Source organism: Pontibacterium sinense (genome assembly GCF_015209595.1).
Classification (GTDB): domain Bacteria; phylum Pseudomonadota; class Gammaproteobacteria; order Pseudomonadales; family Balneatricaceae; genus Pontibacterium; species Pontibacterium sinense.
In genome coordinates this window covers 78816-98480 of the sequence record NZ_JADEYS010000007.1, presented here as the reverse complement: position 1 = coordinate 98480, position 19665 = coordinate 78816, and the positions used below count along the sequence as shown (strand labels likewise).

Sequence of the window (19665 nt, the reverse complement as noted above, 5' to 3'; positions counted from 1 at the left end):
TCTGACAGAAGTATTTACAGGTCTCGATGATGGCAACAAAAGCACTAGGACAACTGGGCGATTTCGAAATTAAGCAGTTAAAGGTCTTTAAGACAGTGGTGGAATGCGAGGGGTTTTCCGCCGCAGAAACTGAGCTCAATATCAGCCGTCCCACGATCAGCAATCACATCGCCAATCTGGAATCTCGTCTCAATATGAAGTTGTGCAAGCGGGGACGTGGCGGCTTTGCATTGACGGAAGAAGGTGCCGTTATCTACGACCAGATCACGCTATTGTTAAGTCAGCTTGATCAGTTCAGAAATACTATCAACAACCTGAGTACCAGTCCGTCCGGGCAACTGCGCATCGCATTTAGCGACTGGCTCAGTATCGATGAACGTTGCATGCTGCCAAAGATATTCCAACAATTTCACCGGCAGGCACCTGATGTGGAGCTGCTGATTGAAGTGGAACATATGACCGCCATGGAAAAGATGGTGCTGAACAACCATCTGGATGTGGCCATTATCCCCTATCATCGCCGTTTAGAAGGTCTGAACTACATCCACCTGTTTACCGATGTACATTATGTTTACTGTGGCGAGGAACACCCTTTATTCGAGGTGCCCGAAAACGAGATAACCGATGAGATGGTCAATCAACATAAGTTAATTCATGCGGGCCTGAAGCCTCACGAGGAAGTCTATCAGCAGTTATCTCAGATGAACCTTGGCGGCGTGTCATACTTTTATGAAGCCCGTATTGCACTGCTGCTGTCTGGCTGCTTTATCAGCTTCCTCCCGGAGGAGATCGCCAAGCCGTATGTGGAGAAAGGACAACTCAAAGCGGTTGCGAAGGAGACCAAACAGTTTCTGTTGGGGGTTGCGGTTATTAGCAAAAAATCCACTCAACCCAACCGGGCGAAGGAGCTGTTTTTACAGACCATTGGGGAACTGCATCACGATGCGGAAGACGCACCGCCCTATTAGAAGATGAGCGCTCAATTGAAACACTCTATGAGACTGAGCAGAACAATCTGAAAGCCAACTCACTTACCTGCCTGGGCGGGCAAACGGTAAATGAGTTGGTTACTGTAAACGTTGATTCCGTTTACATCAGTTCACTCGGGTCAATCACGACCCCAAGAGAATTTTTATCAACAATCTGGCCTTTAGCCGTCTCTCTGTAACGGAACGTCACTTTTTTACCCAGCTCAATTTCCACTGTTTTATCAAGTGACTGATAACTGTATTCCTGAGCATCAACCGTCAGCATGTGGATGTAATATTGCGGCATCCCAACCCAATCATTAAAAGGTCCGGTGGTTGCCACACTTTCCAAAATTCCCCGACCGACTAGCTTCGGATTGGCGTTCTTATATCCGCCTCTTCCCCGGCCTCTAGGAGAGCCTGCCATATATACTCCTGTTTACTTTTTTACTAATAAAGACTGCTGCCTATCAATTGGCATCGTCCAGATGTGGACATTACCATAACTTATCGCACCTGTGTTCCCTGTTGTGCAGCAGCGACTAATGCCTGACCAAAGGCGATACCGCCATCATTGGACGGTAGTCTCTGATGGGTCATCACTTCAAGCCCGGCTGCGGTCAATTGCTGATGCAAGTCACTGAACAATAAACCGTTTTGCATTACGCCTCCGCTGAGCGCAACGGCGCTAAAGGTGTGCTGTTCACGCAGGTTCAAAACCTGCCCAACCACGGCATTGGCAAATCCTTTATGGAAAGCATACGCCATATCTGCGCAGGTGCGCGTGCCTTCGTTCAGATCCTGCAATAACTGCAGCCAAAAAGAGGCTGGATCAATCTGATTTGCAGACCGATCAAGTGTCAGCGAATAAGGGATTGAATCGGGATTGCCCTGTCGGGCCAAAGTTTCCAGCTCGATGGCGGCCTGCCCTTCGTAAGATATGCGTTCAGCATGGCATCCGAGCGCTGCGGCCACTGCGTCAAATAAACGCCCCGCAGAACTGGTGATTGGACAGTTAAGTCTTTTCTCAATCATTTTGTCCAGCGTTGCGCAGGGCTTATCCACCAGCATAGGAAATATTGCCACCAATTGATCGTGTGTTATTTCAGGCTGAGCCTGTTTCACCTGTGCGTAGAGGCATCGCCAAGGCTCACGTATCGCCTGCACTCCGCCGACTAACGGAAACGGTCTGAGATGGGCCACGCGCTCTATCCGTTGATAACCACCGAGTAAAAACTCGCCTCCCCACAATGTGTCGTCCAAACCGAAGCCGGTACCGTCGAGACAGATTCCCAATACCGCATCACCCTCAAGCGGATAGCCGTTTTCACCCAGACAGGCAGCCAGATGAGCGTGATGATGCTGCACTTTAATCAGATGATTGCCCTGCTCCTCGATCTGCTCCCCCAGTTTGCTGGATAAATATTCCGGATGCAGATCGCAGGCATACAGTGAAGTTTGATGTTGATACAGGTTTTGATAGAGGCTCAAGGTACGCTGGTATTGCTCATAGGTTCGGGCATCTTCCAGATCCCCCAGATGCTGAGTCACAATGGCACGACCGGATTGCAGCAGACAGAGGGTGTTTTTTAGCTCCGCCCCCAAGGCAACCAGATCGGCGGCGGATTCAAAGCCCGCTGGCAACGCGAGTGACGTCGGCGCGTACCCTCTTGCACGGCGCAAGCAGTGACTGTGCCCGTCTATTTGGCGTACCACAGAATCGTCCACCCGGTTTTGAATCGGGCGGTCATGCATCAGAAACAGATCAGCGATCTCATTGAGCTGCTCGCGCGCGTCTTCATTGCTCATCGCCTGCGGTGCACCGGCTCGGTTACCGCTGGTCATCACTAACGGTTGTGACTGCGTTTCCATCAACAGCAGATGCACCGGGGTGTAAGGCAGCATAAATCCCAATTGATACTGACCGGGGGCAACAGTGTCCGCCAGACGTGGGCAGTTAGTTGTAACCGCATCCATCAGCACAACAGGCGCATCACAACTCTGAAGCAATTCAGCTGCAGTATCGTCCACCGCCGCATACTGCCCTATCACCTCAAGATCACGTCCCATCAGCGCAAAGGCTTTATCGGGGCGATGTTTACGCCGACGTAACTCTGTCACCGCGACTGGGTTGCTTGCATCACATGCCAGGTGAAAACCACCCAGCCCCTTAATCGCAATAATTTTGCCATCGTTCAGCGCCCGGGCCAGCGTATGAAACGGATCATCCGTCGTTATCTGAGTACCGGTATGATCCTCCAGCCATGCCTGCGGTCCGCAGGTAGCGCACGCATTGGGCTGTGCATGAAAACGCCGATCTGCAGGATTTTGGTATTCCACCAGACACTGAGGACACTGCTCAAACTGGGCCATCGTTGTTGACGCCCGGTCATAGGGAATCTGACGGATAATACTCAGGCGGGGTCCACAGTGTGTGCAGTTGATAAAAGGATATCGGAAACGACGATTACCGGGATCAAACAGTTCCTGACGGCACTGTGGACACGTGGCAGCATCAGGAGCGCAGCCAGTGCTCACTGCCCCCTGCTGGGTTTGCACAATCTCAAAACCGCAGAAGTCCGGCAGGTCCGCCGATCTGCTATCCACACCATCAATTCGGGCCAACGGCGGCAGTTCAGCATACAACCTGTCAATAAACAGCGCCCGCTGCTGCGCATCAGCTAACAGCTCAACTTTGACACCACTGGCATCGTTATACACACAGCCATTTAACTTCAGCTGCTGCGCCAGACGCCAGACAAACGGACGAAACCCCACACCTTGTACCAAACCGTGAATGCTGAGCCGAACGCCGTTATGCTGAGTCTTCATGTTACCTGTTACTTCCCGTTGTAGAACCGATCTGCTGATTAGAGCTGTATCGAACTATCAGAGCATGAATTTCTAACGGGGGGGAGTTTTTTTGCGTTCTCCGAGTCACAGGGACGATGCTGCGCAGATCTGATATGTCCCTTTGCGGACTTTCTGCATATAGTTAATGACAGCCTTACCACCTAGCTTTGAGGACCACCGATGCCACGGTTTTCTGTCCAGTTACTGGCACTGTTTTTTACCCTGATCACACTATTTTCACTGACCTCGGTGGCCCGCGCCGATACGCAGGAAGATATCAAACAGCTGCAACAACAGATTGAGCAGTTCGCGGAGAGCGATACCGATACGGTAACCGATCGTAACCGTCGCCAGCTACTTCAGAAAACACTGGCAGCCCTGCAAAGCCAGCAGCAACTGCATCAGCAGATACGCGATCTACAACAGGAGATCGACCACCAGCCTGCAACGATCAAAGCGCTGGAAACGGTGCTTGATAAGGGTCTGAAAGAAGCAACGCTCCGCCACCCGGAACGCCTGAGTGACGAACAGCTGGATCAGAAACTCACATCGATCAACACCCGCTTACTTGAAGTCGAACGCGATCAGGCTTTGCAACGTCAGGCAGAAACCCAGGCAGAACAACGACAGCAGAGTATCCGTGAAGAACTCACCAGTCTGAAACTGGATGTCTCGGATAGCAGTACCAGCGGCGAAAATAGTGATCTGCTCCAGCAATTACAGAGCGCTAGCTTTGCCGAGCGGCGATTACGGGTACAGGTTCTGGAACTGGAACTGCTGGTATTGCCGCGCCGGGCTGAGATTGCCCGTTTAACATGGCAGCAACTCAAGAACGAGCACGCTCAGCAGTCAGCCTTGTTGGATCAGCTGCGTGAATACAAACAGGAGCGCCAACGCAGCGAAGCCGAAAAAACGCTGCAAGAGCTGGAAAGTGATCTGTCCGATATTCAGGTCAATCCATTCCTCGCCAATGCCTATAGCGAAAACCAGCAACTCTCAACTGAACTGCGCGGCCTTCTCAGCCAGATAGAACAAGCCGATACTAAGCGTCTGCTGATACAACAACGTTTAAGCACGCTCAGCAGTACATTCCGCTCGATCGCGCAGCAGCTGGAACTGGAAGTCAGCCACGTCAGTCCTGAGCAACGTCGCTTTATCTTCCGTAATCGGGAACCCGTTGATACACGGCTCACCGCCAACGCGATTAACCTGTTACGACTTGAAAACACCCTGCTGGAACAGAAGCAAACAGAAACCACCAGCCTGCAAGGTCAGCCTCCAACATCCATTTCGACGGATCTCAACGACAAGGAACAATCCCTGTATCGAGATCTACTGAATGACCGAGAGCGACTCATAATCCGACTGACCGATGCACATAAACAGCTGATCGGTATCCTTAATCAAACCCTGAGTACCGAAAAGCAGATCAATCAACATATTGAAAGTAACAGCGACCTGCTGACCAAGCAGCTACTCTGGAATCCGGTCTCTAACCCCATCAATCTGGATTGGCCAAAAGAACTGTTCATCTCCGCCGGGCAGCTGATCAAGCACTGGAATGCGGAGCAATCTCAACCGCTATTCAGAGCTGATGATTCCACCTTCTTAAGGGCGCTACTGCTGCTGTTCGCGGTATTGGGCTTCAGCTGGTTGAGCCACTATCATCGCCAGCACCGGGAACAGTGGGGACAGCAGATAGGGAATGTGATTCATGATCGCTTTCACCACAGTGTACAAACGATGGTGCTATCGGTCGCGACGGCGTTACCGCTGCCAATGACGCTTTGGTTGGCAGGCCGCAGCCTGATTAACCCAGCTCACCCGGATGCGGAAACCTGGACCACACTCAGTGTGGTAGCAGCGATCAGTACCTGGGTGATACACAGCTTGCGAAACTGGCTGAAAACGCCCCATGGCCTGTTTGCCGCTCACTTCAACATGAGTGAAAAACTAACTCGGGCCTTACGCCAGCGTCTGGCCATACTCTATCTGGCCTGCCTGCCGCTATTATTGTTCCAAATCTATCTGTGGAATATTGATTCAGACGAGATGCGTTCGGGGCTTGTGCGTCTGGTCATGTTAGCGCTGATCACCATCATCGTTCTGCTTTGGAGCAGTCTGTGGCGGGTTAAACTGCAGCTCAACCAACTGACTGAATCTATCAGTTGGTGGTCCCGCGCCGAATTATGGTTGTCCGCATTAGTACTGTTTAACGTATCAATGCTGGCCATGACCGCCGCCGGATATACCTTCACCGTCAACTTCATGATCTATGCGGTCCTACAAACGTTGATGGTGCTGTTATCGGTCATCGTGTTCTACAAGCTGGGCATGCGTTTGGTCCTGATCTCAGAACGTCGCCTGGAGTTTGACCGGGTGAAAGCACGCCGTGCTGAAATCCTGGCCGCACGGGAAAAGCAGGAGGATGAACCGCCTCTTGAAACGAACTATCTGAACTTACAAACGATCTCTGATCACTCACGCACCCTGCTAAAAACCGCTACGCTGGTGATGTTGGTGGGAATGCTTTGGGGATTTCTCGGTGGTTTCCTGCCGTTCTTCGGCGCATTGGACAACGTAGAGTTGTGGAGCACGCTATCTGATGATGGCGAAGTGACCCGCCATATTACCCTGAAATCGCTCCTCTTTGGCGTGGTGATTCTCAGCCTCAGTTTACTCGCAGCATACAACCTGCCAGGACTCCTGGAGCTATTGATCCTGCGCAACCTGGATCTGACACCCGGCACCGGTTACGCCATCAGCTCACTCATTAAATACATGCTGATTCTGGTCGGGATATTGGGCGCGTTTTCCAACTTCGGGCTGGAATGGGGGAAACTGCAGTGGCTGGTAGCGGCACTGGGTGTCGGACTAGGCTTTGGTTTGCAGGAGATTGTGGCGAACTTTGTATCCGGTCTGATCATATTGTTTGAGAAACCGGTGCGTATCGGCGATACCGTCACCATTGATAACCTGACCGGCACAGTCACCCGTATTCAGATCCGCGCGACAACGATTGTAGACTGGGACCGCAAAGAGGTGATCATTCCCAACAAGACTTTTATTACCCAGCAACTGATCAACTGGTCACTGACCGATTCAGTAACCCGTATTGTGATTCCGGTGGGCATTGCCTATGGCTCTGATACGGAACTGGCGCGCAGACTGCTGTTGGAAGCGGCCACAGAGGAAGATCGGGTATTGGAAGACCCTAAACCCGAAGCCTTCTTTACAGCCTTTGCCGACAGCACACTGAATCTGGAACTGCGCTTATACGTGAACGCGATGGCCGACCGTCTGGAAATGACGCATCGGGTAAACACCAAGGTCGCCGCGAAATTCAAAGATGCCGGGCTGGAGATCGCCTTCCCGCAGCTGGATGTCCATCTGCATCGGGCGGCGAAACCTGACACGCCATAATCGGCACTGGAAGTGGCGTTCAGCCGCCACTTCCAGTCTTTGAACTAGCAACGATAAACGTGCCCAACCACCAGCGTGTTGGTGGTTCCTAAAGCGTCATCCGATTGGGATGATGTAATGTAATGTAATGTAATGTTCTGCACATGCACGGTATTCCCCCCCATATCGACGGCTTTGTTGCGCAAGTCGTTGCGCGCCCCTTCCATCAATTTATCGCTGGCGGTGAAGTTACCCGATAGGAAGTTGCCCCTGACTGCCAATCGCTTCGCCCAGATACTGGCAGCTTTGAGCCGGTTTATCTTCGACCAGAAAAACAGTTTTGGCTTCCGGTACGGCTTTGACAGCACTGCAGCCCGCACACAGCACCATCGCTGCGATGGAGGTCAGTTTAATCACGTGCATGGATTATCGATCCTTGAATTTACTTTTGAAAATAAAAAATAGAAAATAAAAAACGGGGACAGATTTAAATACTTGGAGAGACCATCAACCCAATAAACCTGCCCCCTAAGACACTTCCGGTCACCCCTTCATCGTATTCCGGAAGGTGAACGCAAAGATAAGCGAGTCGGAGGGAGTGGCGCTCCATTGGAATCTCCGGAGCGCCAAAAACTAAATCTGATTAGAAGGTGTAACCGACACCAAATGCTGCGACCCAGGCGCTGTCACGATCAACTAAAGAGGAATCGGTGATTTCATCATCTAACCAAACATACGCAGCTTCATGTACCAGACTCCATGCACCTGCCAGTGGCATTGTCATGCGGTAGCCCACATACGGGTTCAAAGCGCTGTCGGCGTTGTAGGCAGCTCGACTGCCGGTTGCTTCACTCTGACGAACACCGAAGTAATAGTTGGTGTAGTCTTCACTGGTATACGCCACACCCGCACGCGGCACCACGGTCAGACCGTAATCCAGTTCAAAGTCATGGCTGTAGTTCACATCCGCCACAAAACCTTCATGATTGTTGGTAATGTCATGCACCAGCGTTGCTTTCACCTGACCATCACCCAGGGTGTAATCTGCGCTAACACCCAGATCCAAACTGCCATCACGTTCATCCATACCCGTAAAGACGGTGGAGTCATCTGTATCGTAGCCATCGCCCGCACTGGTCAGCGTTGCATGGATATTCAGCGGCGTGTCATCTGTACCTAACACGCGGTAGTTGAGACCCCGTTCATCGATACTGAAATCCCCCTCTTTGTAGCGGGCATCCAGATAGACGGCGGTGTCATCATCAAAGTTCTTATACGGTGATTCGAAGGTTGCTACACCACCTACCACGGTCATATCACCCGCCATAGCGGCTGACGCGGCAAACAAAGAGGTCAGGGTGCTGACAATAATTAGTTTTTTCATCGGTGAATTCCTCATCCGTATTTAAATTCGATGAGTGTATTCTGCCGACCCGATGTCCCTGACAGTATCTGGATTCTGTATGTGAATGTATGTACGCGCCCTTACATTCACATACATTTATACGCTCCGGGGCAAATTAATAATAATCCGCGCGCCGCCTAATGGAGCGTCTTCGATTAACACACTGCCCCGATGATAGGCCACAATCTCTCGCACAATTGTCAGGCCCAAGCCATATCCCCCTGTCTTACGGGTACGCGCACTGTCCAAACGCTCAAAGGGTTCCAGCACACGTTCACGCTCAGACGGTGGAATACCAGGTCCGTCATCATCCACACAGATCTGTGCAATATCCGCTGTCTGCAACAGACAGATTCTGACCTGTTCTCGACCGTATTTGTCTGCATTGCGTACCAGGTTGGTAATCGCACGCTGTAGCAGCTTCGAATCCACCATGGCCGATACCGGCTGGTCGATGTTGAGACTGAGCGGCAGGTCGCTGCTACGTATCAACATCGGTAATTGTTGATTCAACCAATGATCCAGATCGGTGGAGACCAGATTCACATCAAGATCAGCGCGCTCCATGCGGGCAAATGTGAGTAGTTCATCCACCATCGTCTCCAGTTCTTCAAGGTCAGCTTCCATCCCTTCCACAAACTGATCGTGCTCCTCTTTCGCACAACCGTGCTCCAGAAGCTCCAATTGGCAACGTAACCGAAATATAGGGGTACGCAATTCATGAGCCACCGCATTCGTCAGCCGTTTATGACTGGCGATAAGCTGCTCCACCCGCTCTGCCATGCCGTTAAACGCCCGGTTCAAACCGCCAACACGACTGCCACCATCCTCACCCACACGCGCACTGAAATCACCAGCTGCGATCCGACCGGAAGCAAGCTCCAATCGTTTTAATTTACGGTGAAGGTAGAAGAACCATACGCCCACGATCAACCCCATCACCAACAGCAGTCCCCACTGAGCAAGGGTGTTGAGCAAACGTTCTTTAGCCCAGAGTTCCGCATCAGGATCATCAATCACCCGAAATACCCGCGTGTCTTCAGCCAAACGAAAGTAGGCCGGCTCGTGCTCTTCCAGATCGATTTGATCAACCATTCCGCCGGGACTTGGCAACGCTTTAATTTTTGGGTGATTCAGAACAACCGGATCGGTTACCTCTGAAGCCAACATTGCGTTCAGGTTTGCCACTTCATGCATCGCCTCCTGCATCGCCTGCTCTCCCGCCGCAGCTTTAACCCGCGAAAGCAACGCAACATAGCCCATCAGCGTATTGCGCGAATCCTGTGCGCCTACGTCGTAAGACAAACTGGTCGCGATGATTTCAACAGAGAATAGAAAAACATAGAAAGAGACAATGATTCCGGCGTAGAGGGTGATGAATAAACGCGCCATACAGGTGTCCTGAGATTAGCCTGAAAGGTTTAACAACAGAGATATCATAGGTCCCATTGTGGCAGCAGCCGGACATTGGGTCATGGGAATAAATGTACGGGTTTGTATGTCGGAAATCGTTACAACTCAGTGCCAGCTGTTGGCAACAAACAGATAACCTTTACCACGCACGGTGATGATGCGTTGTGGCTGAGAAGCGTTGTCCTGTAACTTTTTACGTAGAATAACAATCCGATTATCGATCGTACGATCTACACCGTCGTATTCTATGCCACGGGTCTGTTTAACCAGCTCTTCACGGGAGAGTGGCTGATCCGGATGTTGTGCTAACAACCAAAGCAGGTCAAATTCAGCGGGCGTTAGGTTGACCGCTTCACCCGCCAACGTGCAGCGTTTGGTTGTGCAGACCATCGTCAGCTGGCCAAATGTCCGGGACTGCGTAGAAGTGATACGTTCTTCATTAACCAACAGAGTATTACCATTAGCCGGTTCTTCCTCATGACGACGCAGCAGCATACGAATCCGTGCAAGCAGCACGCGTGGATGCAACGGTTTACAGACATAGTCATCGGCGCCCATTTCAAGAGCTGCGACCTGATCCATATCGTCGTCACTGGCCGTAAGGATGAGAATTTTTCCGTGATAGGTCGCGCGTACCGCCCGACATATACTTAACCCATCCATCCCCGGCAACATCAGGTCAAGAATCAACAGCTCGGGATTCATCTCATCCAACAACCGTTGAGCATCCGCGCCACTGTGCCCGACTGCAACCTTGTAGCCATTGCGGCTGAGGTAAAGGTCCAGCAATTCGGTCAGCTTTACATCATCTTCGATGAGTAAGATCTGCACATCTGTCGGGCTGTTCACGCGTGAATATCCTGCCTTGTGATTTTTTCAACGTTGATCATAACGAAGCGTGCGACAAGGCTAAACCGCTTATTGCAACTGACAGGCGTATTCCGATACCTCCGAGGCGTAAACCACGAAACCCTGATCACCACGTTTAGCCGCGTACATAGCAAAGTCCGCATTGCGCAACAACGCATCGATTGATGGACCGTCATCGGGATATAACGCTACCCCTACGCTGGCACTCACGGACACAGTATCCCCATCACTGAGCGGACAAGGTTCGTCCACGTGCTCAATGATCTGATGTGCAATGCGACTAATTGGTTCCGGTGAATGTAATCCTGTCAGCAAAATAACAAACTCATCACCGCCAAAACGCGCCACCGTATCACCTTCACGGACCACTTTACCCAGACGGGCAGCAATCTCCTGTAAAACCTGATCACCCGCTTCATGGCCAAGCGTATCGTTGATCGGCTTGAACTTGTTCAAGTCAATAAACAACAGTGCGACGTGGTCATTGGTACGACTCGCCGCCGAGATCGCTGCTTCACAACGCTCCAGAAACAGTACACGATTGGGTAACCCGGTCAGAGCATCGTATTTCGCCTGATACTGAATTTGTGCATCAGCAGCTTTACGACGACTGATATCCTGGTGGGTGCCGGACATCCGTAACGGTTTGCCACTGTCGGACCATTCCACCACATTGCCCCGCTCCATCACCCAGACCCAGTGCCCCTCTTTATGTTTAAGGCGAATCTCGCACTCGTAGTGATGCAGTTCATGACGGAACAGTTGCCCGATTAGCATATCTGACTTGATGCGATCATCCGGATGGATCAGGTCTAAGCGTGTTTGGATCGTAAGCGTTTTGAGTTCATGCAGCTCATAGCCAACTACATTTGCCCAACGCTCATTGAGCGCGATATCTCCGCTCTCCACCTGCCACTCCCAGGTACCAACATTGGTACCACGAATAATCTCTTCCAGTCGTTTTTGCTCCAATGTCAGTGCTGCTTCTGCCTGCCGACGTTTGATAAGCAGCCTTAGTAAAACCAACACTGTAAAAAGCAGCACCAATGAACCGGCCAGCAACAGCGTAATCAAACGTTCATCACCTTCACGTAAGGCTTCGGTCTGACGGTCTACCATACCTTCTAGCTGAGTTTGATAGTGCCAGAGCGCAGCCTGGGTTTCCCGCAGTTCTGAGACATCATTCACAATAGAAAACAGCAATGGCTTATCATCAAATACAAACGGAACCGATGAAACTTCAACGGTTCGCACTTCGCCATTCGACAGCTGATGCCGAAAGACAAAAAAGTTACGTTGCTGCTCAGTGGCATGCGCTCGTTCCGCTGCGACCTCTTCTTGGGTGAGGGTATTGATCTGTTGGATCTTCATGGTTTGCAGTTGCTGCTGAGAGTAACCATAGAAACGGCTGGCGGCGGGGTTGGCATCGATGATTTGTCCGGAAGCCGGATCAATCAACAACATGATTGCACTGTGCTGATCAAACACTTTTTGAATGGAGGGCAATGCTGCATTGCTCGGTTCCGCATTCGCGATCTCGACCAGTAACAGCAGACCCGCTAATAAGGTACGTAATATCCAAGTTGCAAGTGTTTCCCGCTGGCGAAATAGTTTGATCATATAACAGCTCTTTATGACACCAATAGATCAATCACTGCCGTATCAGCAACGGTCAGTGCAGGCAACGATTTATACGGTACAAAAAAACACTGTTCAGAAGGTCCGTGTGCGGCGAGATAATCCAGTCGTTTAACCGCTTTTTCAATGGTTGGCCGGTGCCCGGCGGGAATCCACCACATCACTACCAGCAGGCCTTCACTACATTGAAACCACTGATCCCGACGTTTCAAGAAGCTAACGTGATCTGATTTGTAGACATAGTCTTTGAAAGCATCCATATCCTGCCAAACGGAAAGATTAGGTAATACGCCCGGTCGATCGGCAATCACGCAACTGGTGGCATTATTATCATCACCGACCAGGCGCCAGATAAACCCGGGATGTTGTTCTGCCAGTGTGTTGATCCGATTGAGGTTATCAACAAACTCCACCATCCGTGGGTCTGTCAATTCATAAAGCGGGGTCGCAATGTTCAATTGCGCGAGGTGGTACTGGGTCATACTAAATCCTTTTATTTTATGACCTTATAAAACAACAGTTCGCTTAAACTGCGAATGTAATATTAGCAGAAGAATCGGACCATTCCAGAAACCGTTTACGTTTGCCAACTACATATGTTTCCGACACTGAACTTTTATAGTCTTTACTGGAGTACGACACCTTTCAGATATGAGCCATCACCGAACAATTTCTTCCCTTACTTTTCGCCCCATACAAGGCCTCATCTGCACAGTGGTATACACTGGAAAAATCGGCTCCATGGTCTGGTGCTGAGGCTAAGCCAATCGAAATCGTACTACCCGCAGCCTCTGGATAGGTCTCGGCTACCAATACTTCATACCGTTTACGAATCCACTCAGCTTTACGAAAGGCGACATGAATATCCGTTGCAGGCAGCAGAATTAAAAACTCCTCACCACCATAGCGACAAACCATATCTTCGACCCTGCATTCATCCTGCATCAGCGTCGCCAGCAGCTGCAATACCTGATCTCCTTTCTTGTGACCCAGCTCATCGTTAACCTTCTTGAAGTGATCGACATCAATCATCATAAGCGTACAAGCCCCTGCACGCCGATCATCAAAAGTCTGCTCGACCTTATCTTCCATAAAACGCCGGTTATACAATCCCGTCAGCGCATCACGAATCGCCTGATCGTGCAGTTCATCACGTAAATGACTGATTTCACGAACCTTCTCTTTTAACGCTCGATTGGCTTCCCGCACTTGGTACTCGAGCTTTTTCTGCTCGGTAATATCCATCGACATACCGATATATTGATCAATTTCACCACTATCGTTTTCCAGAGGGATTTTCACTGACCAGTAATAATAGGTGTCATCACCGGCGTTAAAGGTCTCGATACATGCCATGCGCGTACCCGCCTCAAATACTTGCCGGTCAGTACGATCAAACTCTTCTCCCTGAATATCGCCCAACAGCTCATAGTTATTCATGCCCAGGATTTTATCGCTGGAAAGCCCGAAAAGTTCTTCCGTCTTCTTGTTGATATAACGGAAACGGCGCTCAGAATCTTTGATGTAGACATATGCACCCACGTTATCGAGAATGGTGCTCAGTTTGGTTTCACTATCGCGTAAGCGACGTTCAGCGACTTTCAGCTCGGTCACATCGGTTGATATACCAAACAAACCAATGATCTCGCCATGTTCGTTGTGCAGTGGCTTTTTGACTGTCAGATAGTGACGATACTCGCCCAACCCCGGCACATAGTTGATCTCCTCTTTTTCAATGACCTCACCGTCTTCAATCACATAACAGTCACTGCCTTCTACCAGTGCTTTCGCTGTATCAGCGCCAAAGAAACGTGCATCACTCTGTCCGATAACCTCTTCCAATGGATAACCAAACAGGTCACAGACCTGACGGTTTGCATAGGTATAGTTGTAATTCACATCTTTGCAGTAAACGTATGCGCCCAGATTATCAAGCAATGCAAATACATCACGCTGATGGCTGGAAGACGATAAAAAGGGGATCAGATTGATCGCAAGAAAACGTTGTTCTTCGGCGACTATTTCAGAACAACGCGCCTGATAGAGTGCACTATCAATGTGAAACACAAGATCAGATTCAGACATGCCTGCCTGTAACAAAGGCTTGAGACGGGAGCACCATAGGTCACTCGACTCCAGCGTCTTCTCGGTCTGCCTTAACATGTTTGCAGCACGGGCATTCACCACTGGAATTGACCAGTCGGACAGATCAACCAGCAGGTAAGCCTGATTCAACTGCGTAAATACCGAAAAGATAGTCATTGGTAATTACTCATTACGACACGTTCCCTGAACTTAACGGATATCTGGAGAAACATCCAACCTTAAGGATCCTGAACTCCGCTTTCTCTGATCTATTCTCCGATTTCATCCAGAATGACATGTGGCATTTTACTTTTCTGTATTTAAATCTATAACTTACTTCTTGGTTTGGAAATTAAGCGTGATAGAGTCCGGGATGTTACAGCGGACAGAAGTGCACAGCAGAGGGTTCAAAAACATCATGCAGGCAATCGTAAGACGCACCTCATTCCATTATCTGACAGCACTGATTCTATTTTCAGTCTACAGTATTCAGGTTTGTCCTTTTCTTGACTCCCTGACCACTGCGCAACTGCTGATCCCTATTTTGGTGGCGTTCTGTGCACAGGGCGCAATTCGCGTCACACTGGAAAAGCGTCTAAACCAACTACCGTACAAACAGCAGGTTAATAGTCAGTTCAAATTAGACCTTTCACTGTTTCTGATTTTCGGGGCGCTACTGGGGCTGTATAACTGGCTAATGCATGGTTTTCCGCTGGAAAGCGGAGGCAAAGTGATCGTTGGAATGACGGTACTTGGCTACCTGATCGCCTGTGAACTGGCACTGTTTCGTGAGTTCAAGCTGGCTCAGATGCTGCGCGACTCAGATCAGCAACTCACACCGGATGATAACCCGTATCCACTAACACAGAAATTTGTCTGGTTTGCAGCCATCTGTGCGATCGCAGTGATCGGCGTCGTTTTTCTGGTCATCAATAAAGATCTGGAGTGGTTAGTCCATACCGGCGACAGTATCCCACTGAAAACCTCTCAACGTTATATTCTGGGCGAAATTGTCTTTGTCATCGGCACGATGATGCTTTACATCCTGGCGATTATTATCGGCTACTCTCGCAATCTTAAGCTCTTTATCACCGCCGAAAATCAAACACTGGCACAAGTATCCCGTGGAGAACTGAGTGTACAGGTACCGGTGACCAGTAATGATGAATTTGGTCTGATGGCCCTGCATACTAACCAGATGATTAACGCATTGGCAGAACGCACCCGAGAACTGAGCATCACCCGAGATGCCAGTATTTTGGGGCTTGCCAGTCTGGCAGAAACCCGTGATAACGAAACCGGTGGCCATATCCTGCGTACGCAAAACTATGTCCGTGTACTGGCTGAGCACTTAAGTACTCAGGAAAAATACCGTGCAGAGCTCGACGCTGACACCATCGACCTGCTCCACAAGTCAGCCCCCTTACACGATGTTGGCAAAGTGGGCATCCCGGACAGCATTCTTCTGAAACCCGGTAAACTGACCGACGAAGAGTTCGAAATCATGAAGGGACACGCTCAGATCGGTGCCGATGCGCTGCAGGTGGCAGAAGCTCAGCTTGGCAGTAACTCCTTCCTGCAGATCGCACGCGAAATCAGTCTGACCCATCACGAAAAGTGGGATGGCCGAGGGTATCCAAATGGTCTCAAAGGAGAAGAAATTCCGATCTCCGGCCGCCTGATGGCATTAGCCGATGTCTATGATGCACTCACTTCGAAGCGGGTGTATAAGCCTGCATTTTCCCACGACAAAGCCCGCTCGATTATTCTGGAAGGGAATGGCAGCCACTTTGATCCTGCGGTCATTGAGGCGTTTTTGGCGGTGGAGCAGACCTTTATCGATATCGCTGCAACCTATACGGATAAAGAAGCGGAAGCTGCCTGATTATTCAAACAGACAGATACATGCCAGTGACGATTGGTTCGCCATCAAAAGAGACCATTCGTCGCTAAGGCATGCTGTAAAATCGAACATATTATGAGCAGTATCAATTATTGAATTGATTATTATCAACCGGCTGGATAATCCAACAATACGGGACTAAATTGACCGCCTGACACACCCAGCGCTCAATCACTACCCCCGGAATCAGGATGAATCTGCTTACTCGTGCGCCGCACAGCAATAGACGTTCACTCTTTATTGCTATCTGTATTTTCCTTCTACTGGATTTTGCGATCCTTGGCATTAATTTACAGATTACCGAAGAGGTTGAGGCCGATGCACTCGCAATCAACATCGCCGGACGTCAGCGCATGTTATCGCAACAACTCACCAAAGCCTCTCTGCAACTACACCAAGCGAATAACACCAATCAGGCGGCTTACCGACAAGAGTTTATCGAGGTGTATCGTCTGTTCACCAATACCCTGTTTGCATTTAAAACCGGTGGGCAGGTCACAGATACCCGGGATAAACCGATTCCATTCATCGCCTTCGAAGACACCGAAGTGTTAGGCATTGTAGAGACCACTGAACAGGCGTTATCGAATCTGAAGCCTATGGCTGAACGCTTCATTCAGGGAGATAACTCTCCGGCGACAATTACAGCCTTGAAATCTTCCCTCGAAGCCAATAATCGAGCAATCCTCACACTAATGAATCAACTGACGACCCGGATTGAGGATATGTCGGGCGAGAAAACATCACGCCTAAGGCAGGCACAGTTTTTCACGTTCTTGCTCGCATTGTTTAACTTTGCACATATTATTCGTCTATTCCGGAAAAGCAGTCAGCATTCCGGACAGTTGATTAAGCGTCTATCTGAGCTTTTGGATAACACCTCATCCTGCTTATTGATTATCGATGAAGGTGGACAGGTCTGTATGGCTAACGCCCTGTGCCGAGAGGCTTTTGGATACAGTCAGCAGGACCTAACAATCCTTAAACGCGATGCCATTTTCCACCCATCAGAGGACGGCTGGTTTGGACGTCGTAGCAACGGCACCCACTTTGCTATCGAGCTGCATGAAAAAGAGTTTTATCTGGACGACCGGTTACTCTACTTAACCACTGTCATTGATATCAGCCATCATCGAGATAGAGAACGAGAGCTGGCAGATCTGGCCAATCACGATGCCCTCACAGGCCTTGCCAACCGACGTGTATTTTATGATCGTTTAGAGTTGGAGGTCGCGCACACTGATCGCAATGGTCGATCGCTGGCACTGTTTTTTATCGATCTGAATGGCTTTAAACCCATCAATGACACGTTGGGACATGAAGCAGGCGACACACTGCTGATTACGATCGCAAATCGCCTGAAAAACACCCTGCGCATGACGGATACGATTGCACGCTACGGGGGCGACGAGTTTGTCATTATAGTGCCAGCCATTCACGGCCAGCACGAATCCGATAAGGTGATCCAGTGTTTGCAAAAAGTCATCGAGGCACCGATTGATATCGGTGAGCAGACGGTGTCTGTCAGCGCCAGCATCGGTATCACACTGTATCCTGATCAATGCAGTTGTGCAGAGCAATTGCTCGCGACAGCAGATGCCGCGATGTATGAAGCGAAACAAACGGGGCAACCCTATCGCTATGCAAGCCCAACGGTCACAGGTCCAATATCTGTTGCATCCCATCAATCAAATCAATATGTGATAACAACCGACTGATCACCGAAATCAATCTCATACGCATCTGGCACCACACACAAGGCCTTACTGGCCCTAATCGATCCTGAATACAGCTTCTATGTTAGTCAAACGGTTCCTCTAGTTAACACTTTGACTAATTCAATTACGTACCGGGATGTAGTAATGGACCAGAATCACAACAGAACCCTGTTTGACGCCCTTCCCCACTTCTCGTTTGCAGACAGATAGTTCTTTCTGCCTGTAAACCTCGTAGAAAGCCGATACCTTTCGTCGGTCACTGCGGCCTGAACAACAAAAATAAGAAACCGAAACCCGCCAGTTCAAAGAATCTGTGCGGTTTCAGAAAAAGGCATACCCACTTTGAAAATCTCACATAAAGTCCCACTGGCGACTTCCGCCGTGATCATGATTGCATTTTCCCTGTTCGCGTGGACCCAATACCACACCGTGCAAAATGCGCTTTACGAACGTACCGAAAACCGTATCAACGAAGCCACCGTAGCGCTTTCACACCAAATCACCAACTGGCTGAACGGCAAACTGGCAATCATCAATATGATGTCAGAAACGATCGCCGACGACTTTAGCCAGACGACTATTCAGAACACCATGAATCGCCCGCTCCTGCAGAAAGAGTTCATTCTTGTTTTTGGCGGTCTGAATACCGATGGTAAACCGATATCTAACGATCAGGACTGGAATCCGGGTGAAAACTGGGATGCCCGCGAACGCCCTTGGTATGACCGCGCACGTAACCACAACCGAGCGATCCTAACGGACCCTTATGCTGACTCAGCCACCAACGACATCCTGATTTCAGCGGTTGCAGGCATTTACGACGGTCGTCAGTTTAAAGGAGCCTTCGGTGGCGATCTCAGCCTAAAAACCGTGTCAGAGGCGGTCAATACCCTGCACTTTAACGATACCGGTTACGCCTTTCTGCTCAACTCCAAAGGGGACATCATCAGTCACCCTAATTCCAGCCTGAACGGAAAATCGATCAATGCACTCTTTACCGGTAAGCAGCCCCGCTTGAGTTCCGAATTGCAAGAGCTGGAGATTGGCGATAACACCGTGATGACCAGTTACCGTCGTCTGCGAGGGTTATCCGGCAGCAACTGGATGATCGGAGTGGTACTGGAGAAAGAGAAAGTGATGGCAGAAGCCTACACTCTGAGCCAGAACGCGATCATGGGTGCTATTGCCAGTGCAATCATTGCCTCTCTGGTGCTCTACATCATGATGGGACAGCTGGTGCTCAACCCGATTGCCAAACTAACTGTCATCGCAGACGGAATCAGCCGTGGCAAGTTAGATGGGGATATCGATGGCACCGAACGCGAGGACGAAATAGGCGCGCTGGCAAAAGCGATCAAGCGCATGAATACCAGCCTGCATATTACAATCGAACGACTACGAGAAAGGTAA

General features: G+C 50.0%; 15 protein-coding genes. 5 read left to right on the top strand and 10 right to left on the bottom strand.

Features of this window, described 5'->3' with window-relative positions; all coding sequences use genetic code 11:
• Positions 1–26 precede the first annotated feature (26 nt).
• A complete protein-coding gene (locus tag IOQ59_RS08770; RefSeq protein ID WP_307726996.1) occupies positions 27–968 on the top strand; it encodes a LysR family transcriptional regulator in 942 nt (313 codons plus the stop codon).
• Positions 969–1089: 121 nt separating this feature from the next.
• Here IOQ59_RS08770 and IOQ59_RS08765 read toward each other — a convergent pair whose 3' ends face one another.
• Positions 1090–1395, bottom strand: coding sequence for a hypothetical protein (locus IOQ59_RS08765; RefSeq protein ID WP_193952901.1), 306 nt, complete (start codon positions 1393–1395; stop codon positions 1090–1092).
• Positions 1396–1475: 80 nt separating this feature from the next.
• Positions 1476–3800: a carbamoyltransferase HypF gene (gene hypF, locus IOQ59_RS08760; RefSeq protein ID WP_193952900.1), complete on the bottom strand. Its 2325-nt coding sequence runs from the start codon at positions 3798–3800 to the stop codon at positions 1476–1478.
• 201 nt (positions 3801–4001) lie between these two features.
• On the opposite strand from hypF, the gene IOQ59_RS08755 reads away from it, so the two are divergent.
• A complete protein-coding gene (locus IOQ59_RS08755) occupies positions 4002–7244 on the top strand; it encodes a mechanosensitive ion channel domain-containing protein (protein WP_193952899.1) in 3243 nt (1080 codons plus the stop codon).
• A gap of 44 nt (positions 7245–7288) precedes the next feature.
• Here IOQ59_RS08755 and IOQ59_RS21175 read toward each other — a convergent pair whose 3' ends face one another.
• From IOQ59_RS21175 to IOQ59_RS08720, 8 genes are all read right to left on the bottom strand, one after another.
• Positions 7289–7504, bottom strand: coding sequence for a DUF4156 domain-containing protein (locus IOQ59_RS21175; protein WP_228050791.1), 216 nt, complete (start codon positions 7502–7504; stop codon positions 7289–7291).
• Positions 7473–7646: a DUF4156 domain-containing protein gene (locus IOQ59_RS21170; RefSeq protein ID WP_228050790.1), complete on the bottom strand. Its 174-nt coding sequence runs from the start codon at positions 7644–7646 to the stop codon at positions 7473–7475. Before IOQ59_RS21170 ends, IOQ59_RS21175 begins: the two co-directional genes overlap by 32 nt.
• Positions 7647–7866: 220 nt before the next feature.
• Positions 7867–8607 carry a MipA/OmpV family protein gene (locus IOQ59_RS08745; protein ID WP_193952898.1) on the bottom strand — a complete coding sequence of 247 codons (741 nt, stop codon included), beginning with the start codon at positions 8605–8607 and terminating at the stop codon, positions 7867–7869.
• 117 nt (positions 8608–8724) lie between these two features.
• Positions 8725–10020, bottom strand: coding sequence for an ATP-binding protein (locus IOQ59_RS08740; protein WP_193952897.1), 1296 nt, complete (start codon positions 10018–10020; stop codon positions 8725–8727).
• Between the two features lie 126 nt (positions 10021–10146).
• A complete protein-coding gene (locus tag IOQ59_RS21605) occupies positions 10147–10890 on the bottom strand; it encodes a response regulator (RefSeq protein WP_371871844.1) in 744 nt (247 codons plus the stop codon).
• A 69-nt stretch (positions 10891–10959) separates the two neighbouring features.
• Positions 10960–12531 (bottom strand): sensor domain-containing diguanylate cyclase, encoded by a 1572-nt coding sequence (locus IOQ59_RS08730; RefSeq protein ID WP_193952896.1) that lies wholly within the window; start codon positions 12529–12531, stop codon positions 10960–10962.
• A gap of 11 nt (positions 12532–12542) precedes the next feature.
• Positions 12543–13031: a DUF3291 domain-containing protein gene (locus tag IOQ59_RS08725; protein ID WP_193952895.1), complete on the bottom strand. Its 489-nt coding sequence runs from the start codon at positions 13029–13031 to the stop codon at positions 12543–12545.
• A 163-nt stretch (positions 13032–13194) separates the two neighbouring features.
• Positions 13195–14811, bottom strand: coding sequence for a sensor domain-containing diguanylate cyclase (locus tag IOQ59_RS08720; protein ID WP_193952894.1), 1617 nt, complete (start codon positions 14809–14811; stop codon positions 13195–13197).
• Between the two features lie 241 nt (positions 14812–15052).
• On the opposite strand from IOQ59_RS08720, the gene IOQ59_RS08715 reads away from it, so the two are divergent.
• The 3 genes from IOQ59_RS08715 (at position 15053) to IOQ59_RS08705 (ending at position 19665) form a co-directional block, all read left to right on the top strand.
• Positions 15053–16519, top strand: a complete 1467-nt coding sequence (locus IOQ59_RS08715) for an HD domain-containing phosphohydrolase (protein ID WP_193952893.1) — start codon at positions 15053–15055, stop codon at positions 16517–16519.
• A 209-nt stretch (positions 16520–16728) separates the two neighbouring features.
• Positions 16729–18255: a diguanylate cyclase domain-containing protein gene (locus IOQ59_RS08710; protein WP_193952892.1), complete on the top strand. Its 1527-nt coding sequence runs from the start codon at positions 16729–16731 to the stop codon at positions 18253–18255.
• A gap of 342 nt (positions 18256–18597) precedes the next feature.
• Positions 18598–19665, top strand: coding sequence for a HAMP domain-containing protein (locus IOQ59_RS08705; protein WP_193952891.1), 1068 nt, complete (start codon positions 18598–18600; stop codon positions 19663–19665).

Bases quoted from the DNA above. Each gene is read 5' to 3' on its own strand.
- IOQ59_RS08730 (WP_193952896.1), bottom strand. From the start codon at position 12,531: ATGATCAAACTATTTCGCCAGCGGGAAACACTTGCAACTTGGATATTA.
- IOQ59_RS08740 (WP_193952897.1), bottom strand. From the start codon at position 10,020: ATGGCGCGTTTATTCATCACCCTCTACGCCGGAATCATTGTCTCTTTC.
- IOQ59_RS21170 (WP_228050790.1), bottom strand. From the start codon at position 7,646: ATGCACGTGATTAAACTGACCTCCATCGCAGCGATGGTGCTGTGTGCG.
- IOQ59_RS08715 (WP_193952893.1), top strand. From the start codon at position 15,053: ATGCAGGCAATCGTAAGACGCACCTCATTCCATTATCTGACAGCACTG.
- IOQ59_RS08770 (WP_307726996.1), top strand. From the start codon at position 27: ATGATGGCAACAAAAGCACTAGGACAACTGGGCGATTTCGAAATTAAG.
- IOQ59_RS08765 (WP_193952901.1), bottom strand. From the start codon at position 1,395: ATGGCAGGCTCTCCTAGAGGCCGGGGAAGAGGCGGATATAAGAACGCC.
- IOQ59_RS08755 (WP_193952899.1), top strand. From the start codon at position 4,002: ATGCCACGGTTTTCTGTCCAGTTACTGGCACTGTTTTTTACCCTGATC.
- hypF (WP_193952900.1), bottom strand. From the start codon at position 3,800: ATGAAGACTCAGCATAACGGCGTTCGGCTCAGCATTCACGGTTTGGTA.
- IOQ59_RS08720 (WP_193952894.1), bottom strand. From the start codon at position 14,811: ATGACTATCTTTTCGGTATTTACGCAGTTGAATCAGGCTTACCTGCTG.
- IOQ59_RS08710 (WP_193952892.1), top strand. From the start codon at position 16,729: ATGAATCTGCTTACTCGTGCGCCGCACAGCAATAGACGTTCACTCTTT.
- IOQ59_RS08725 (WP_193952895.1), bottom strand. From the start codon at position 13,031: ATGACCCAGTACCACCTCGCGCAATTGAACATTGCGACCCCGCTTTAT.
- IOQ59_RS08745 (WP_193952898.1), bottom strand. From the start codon at position 8,607: ATGAAAAAACTAATTATTGTCAGCACCCTGACCTCTTTGTTTGCCGCG.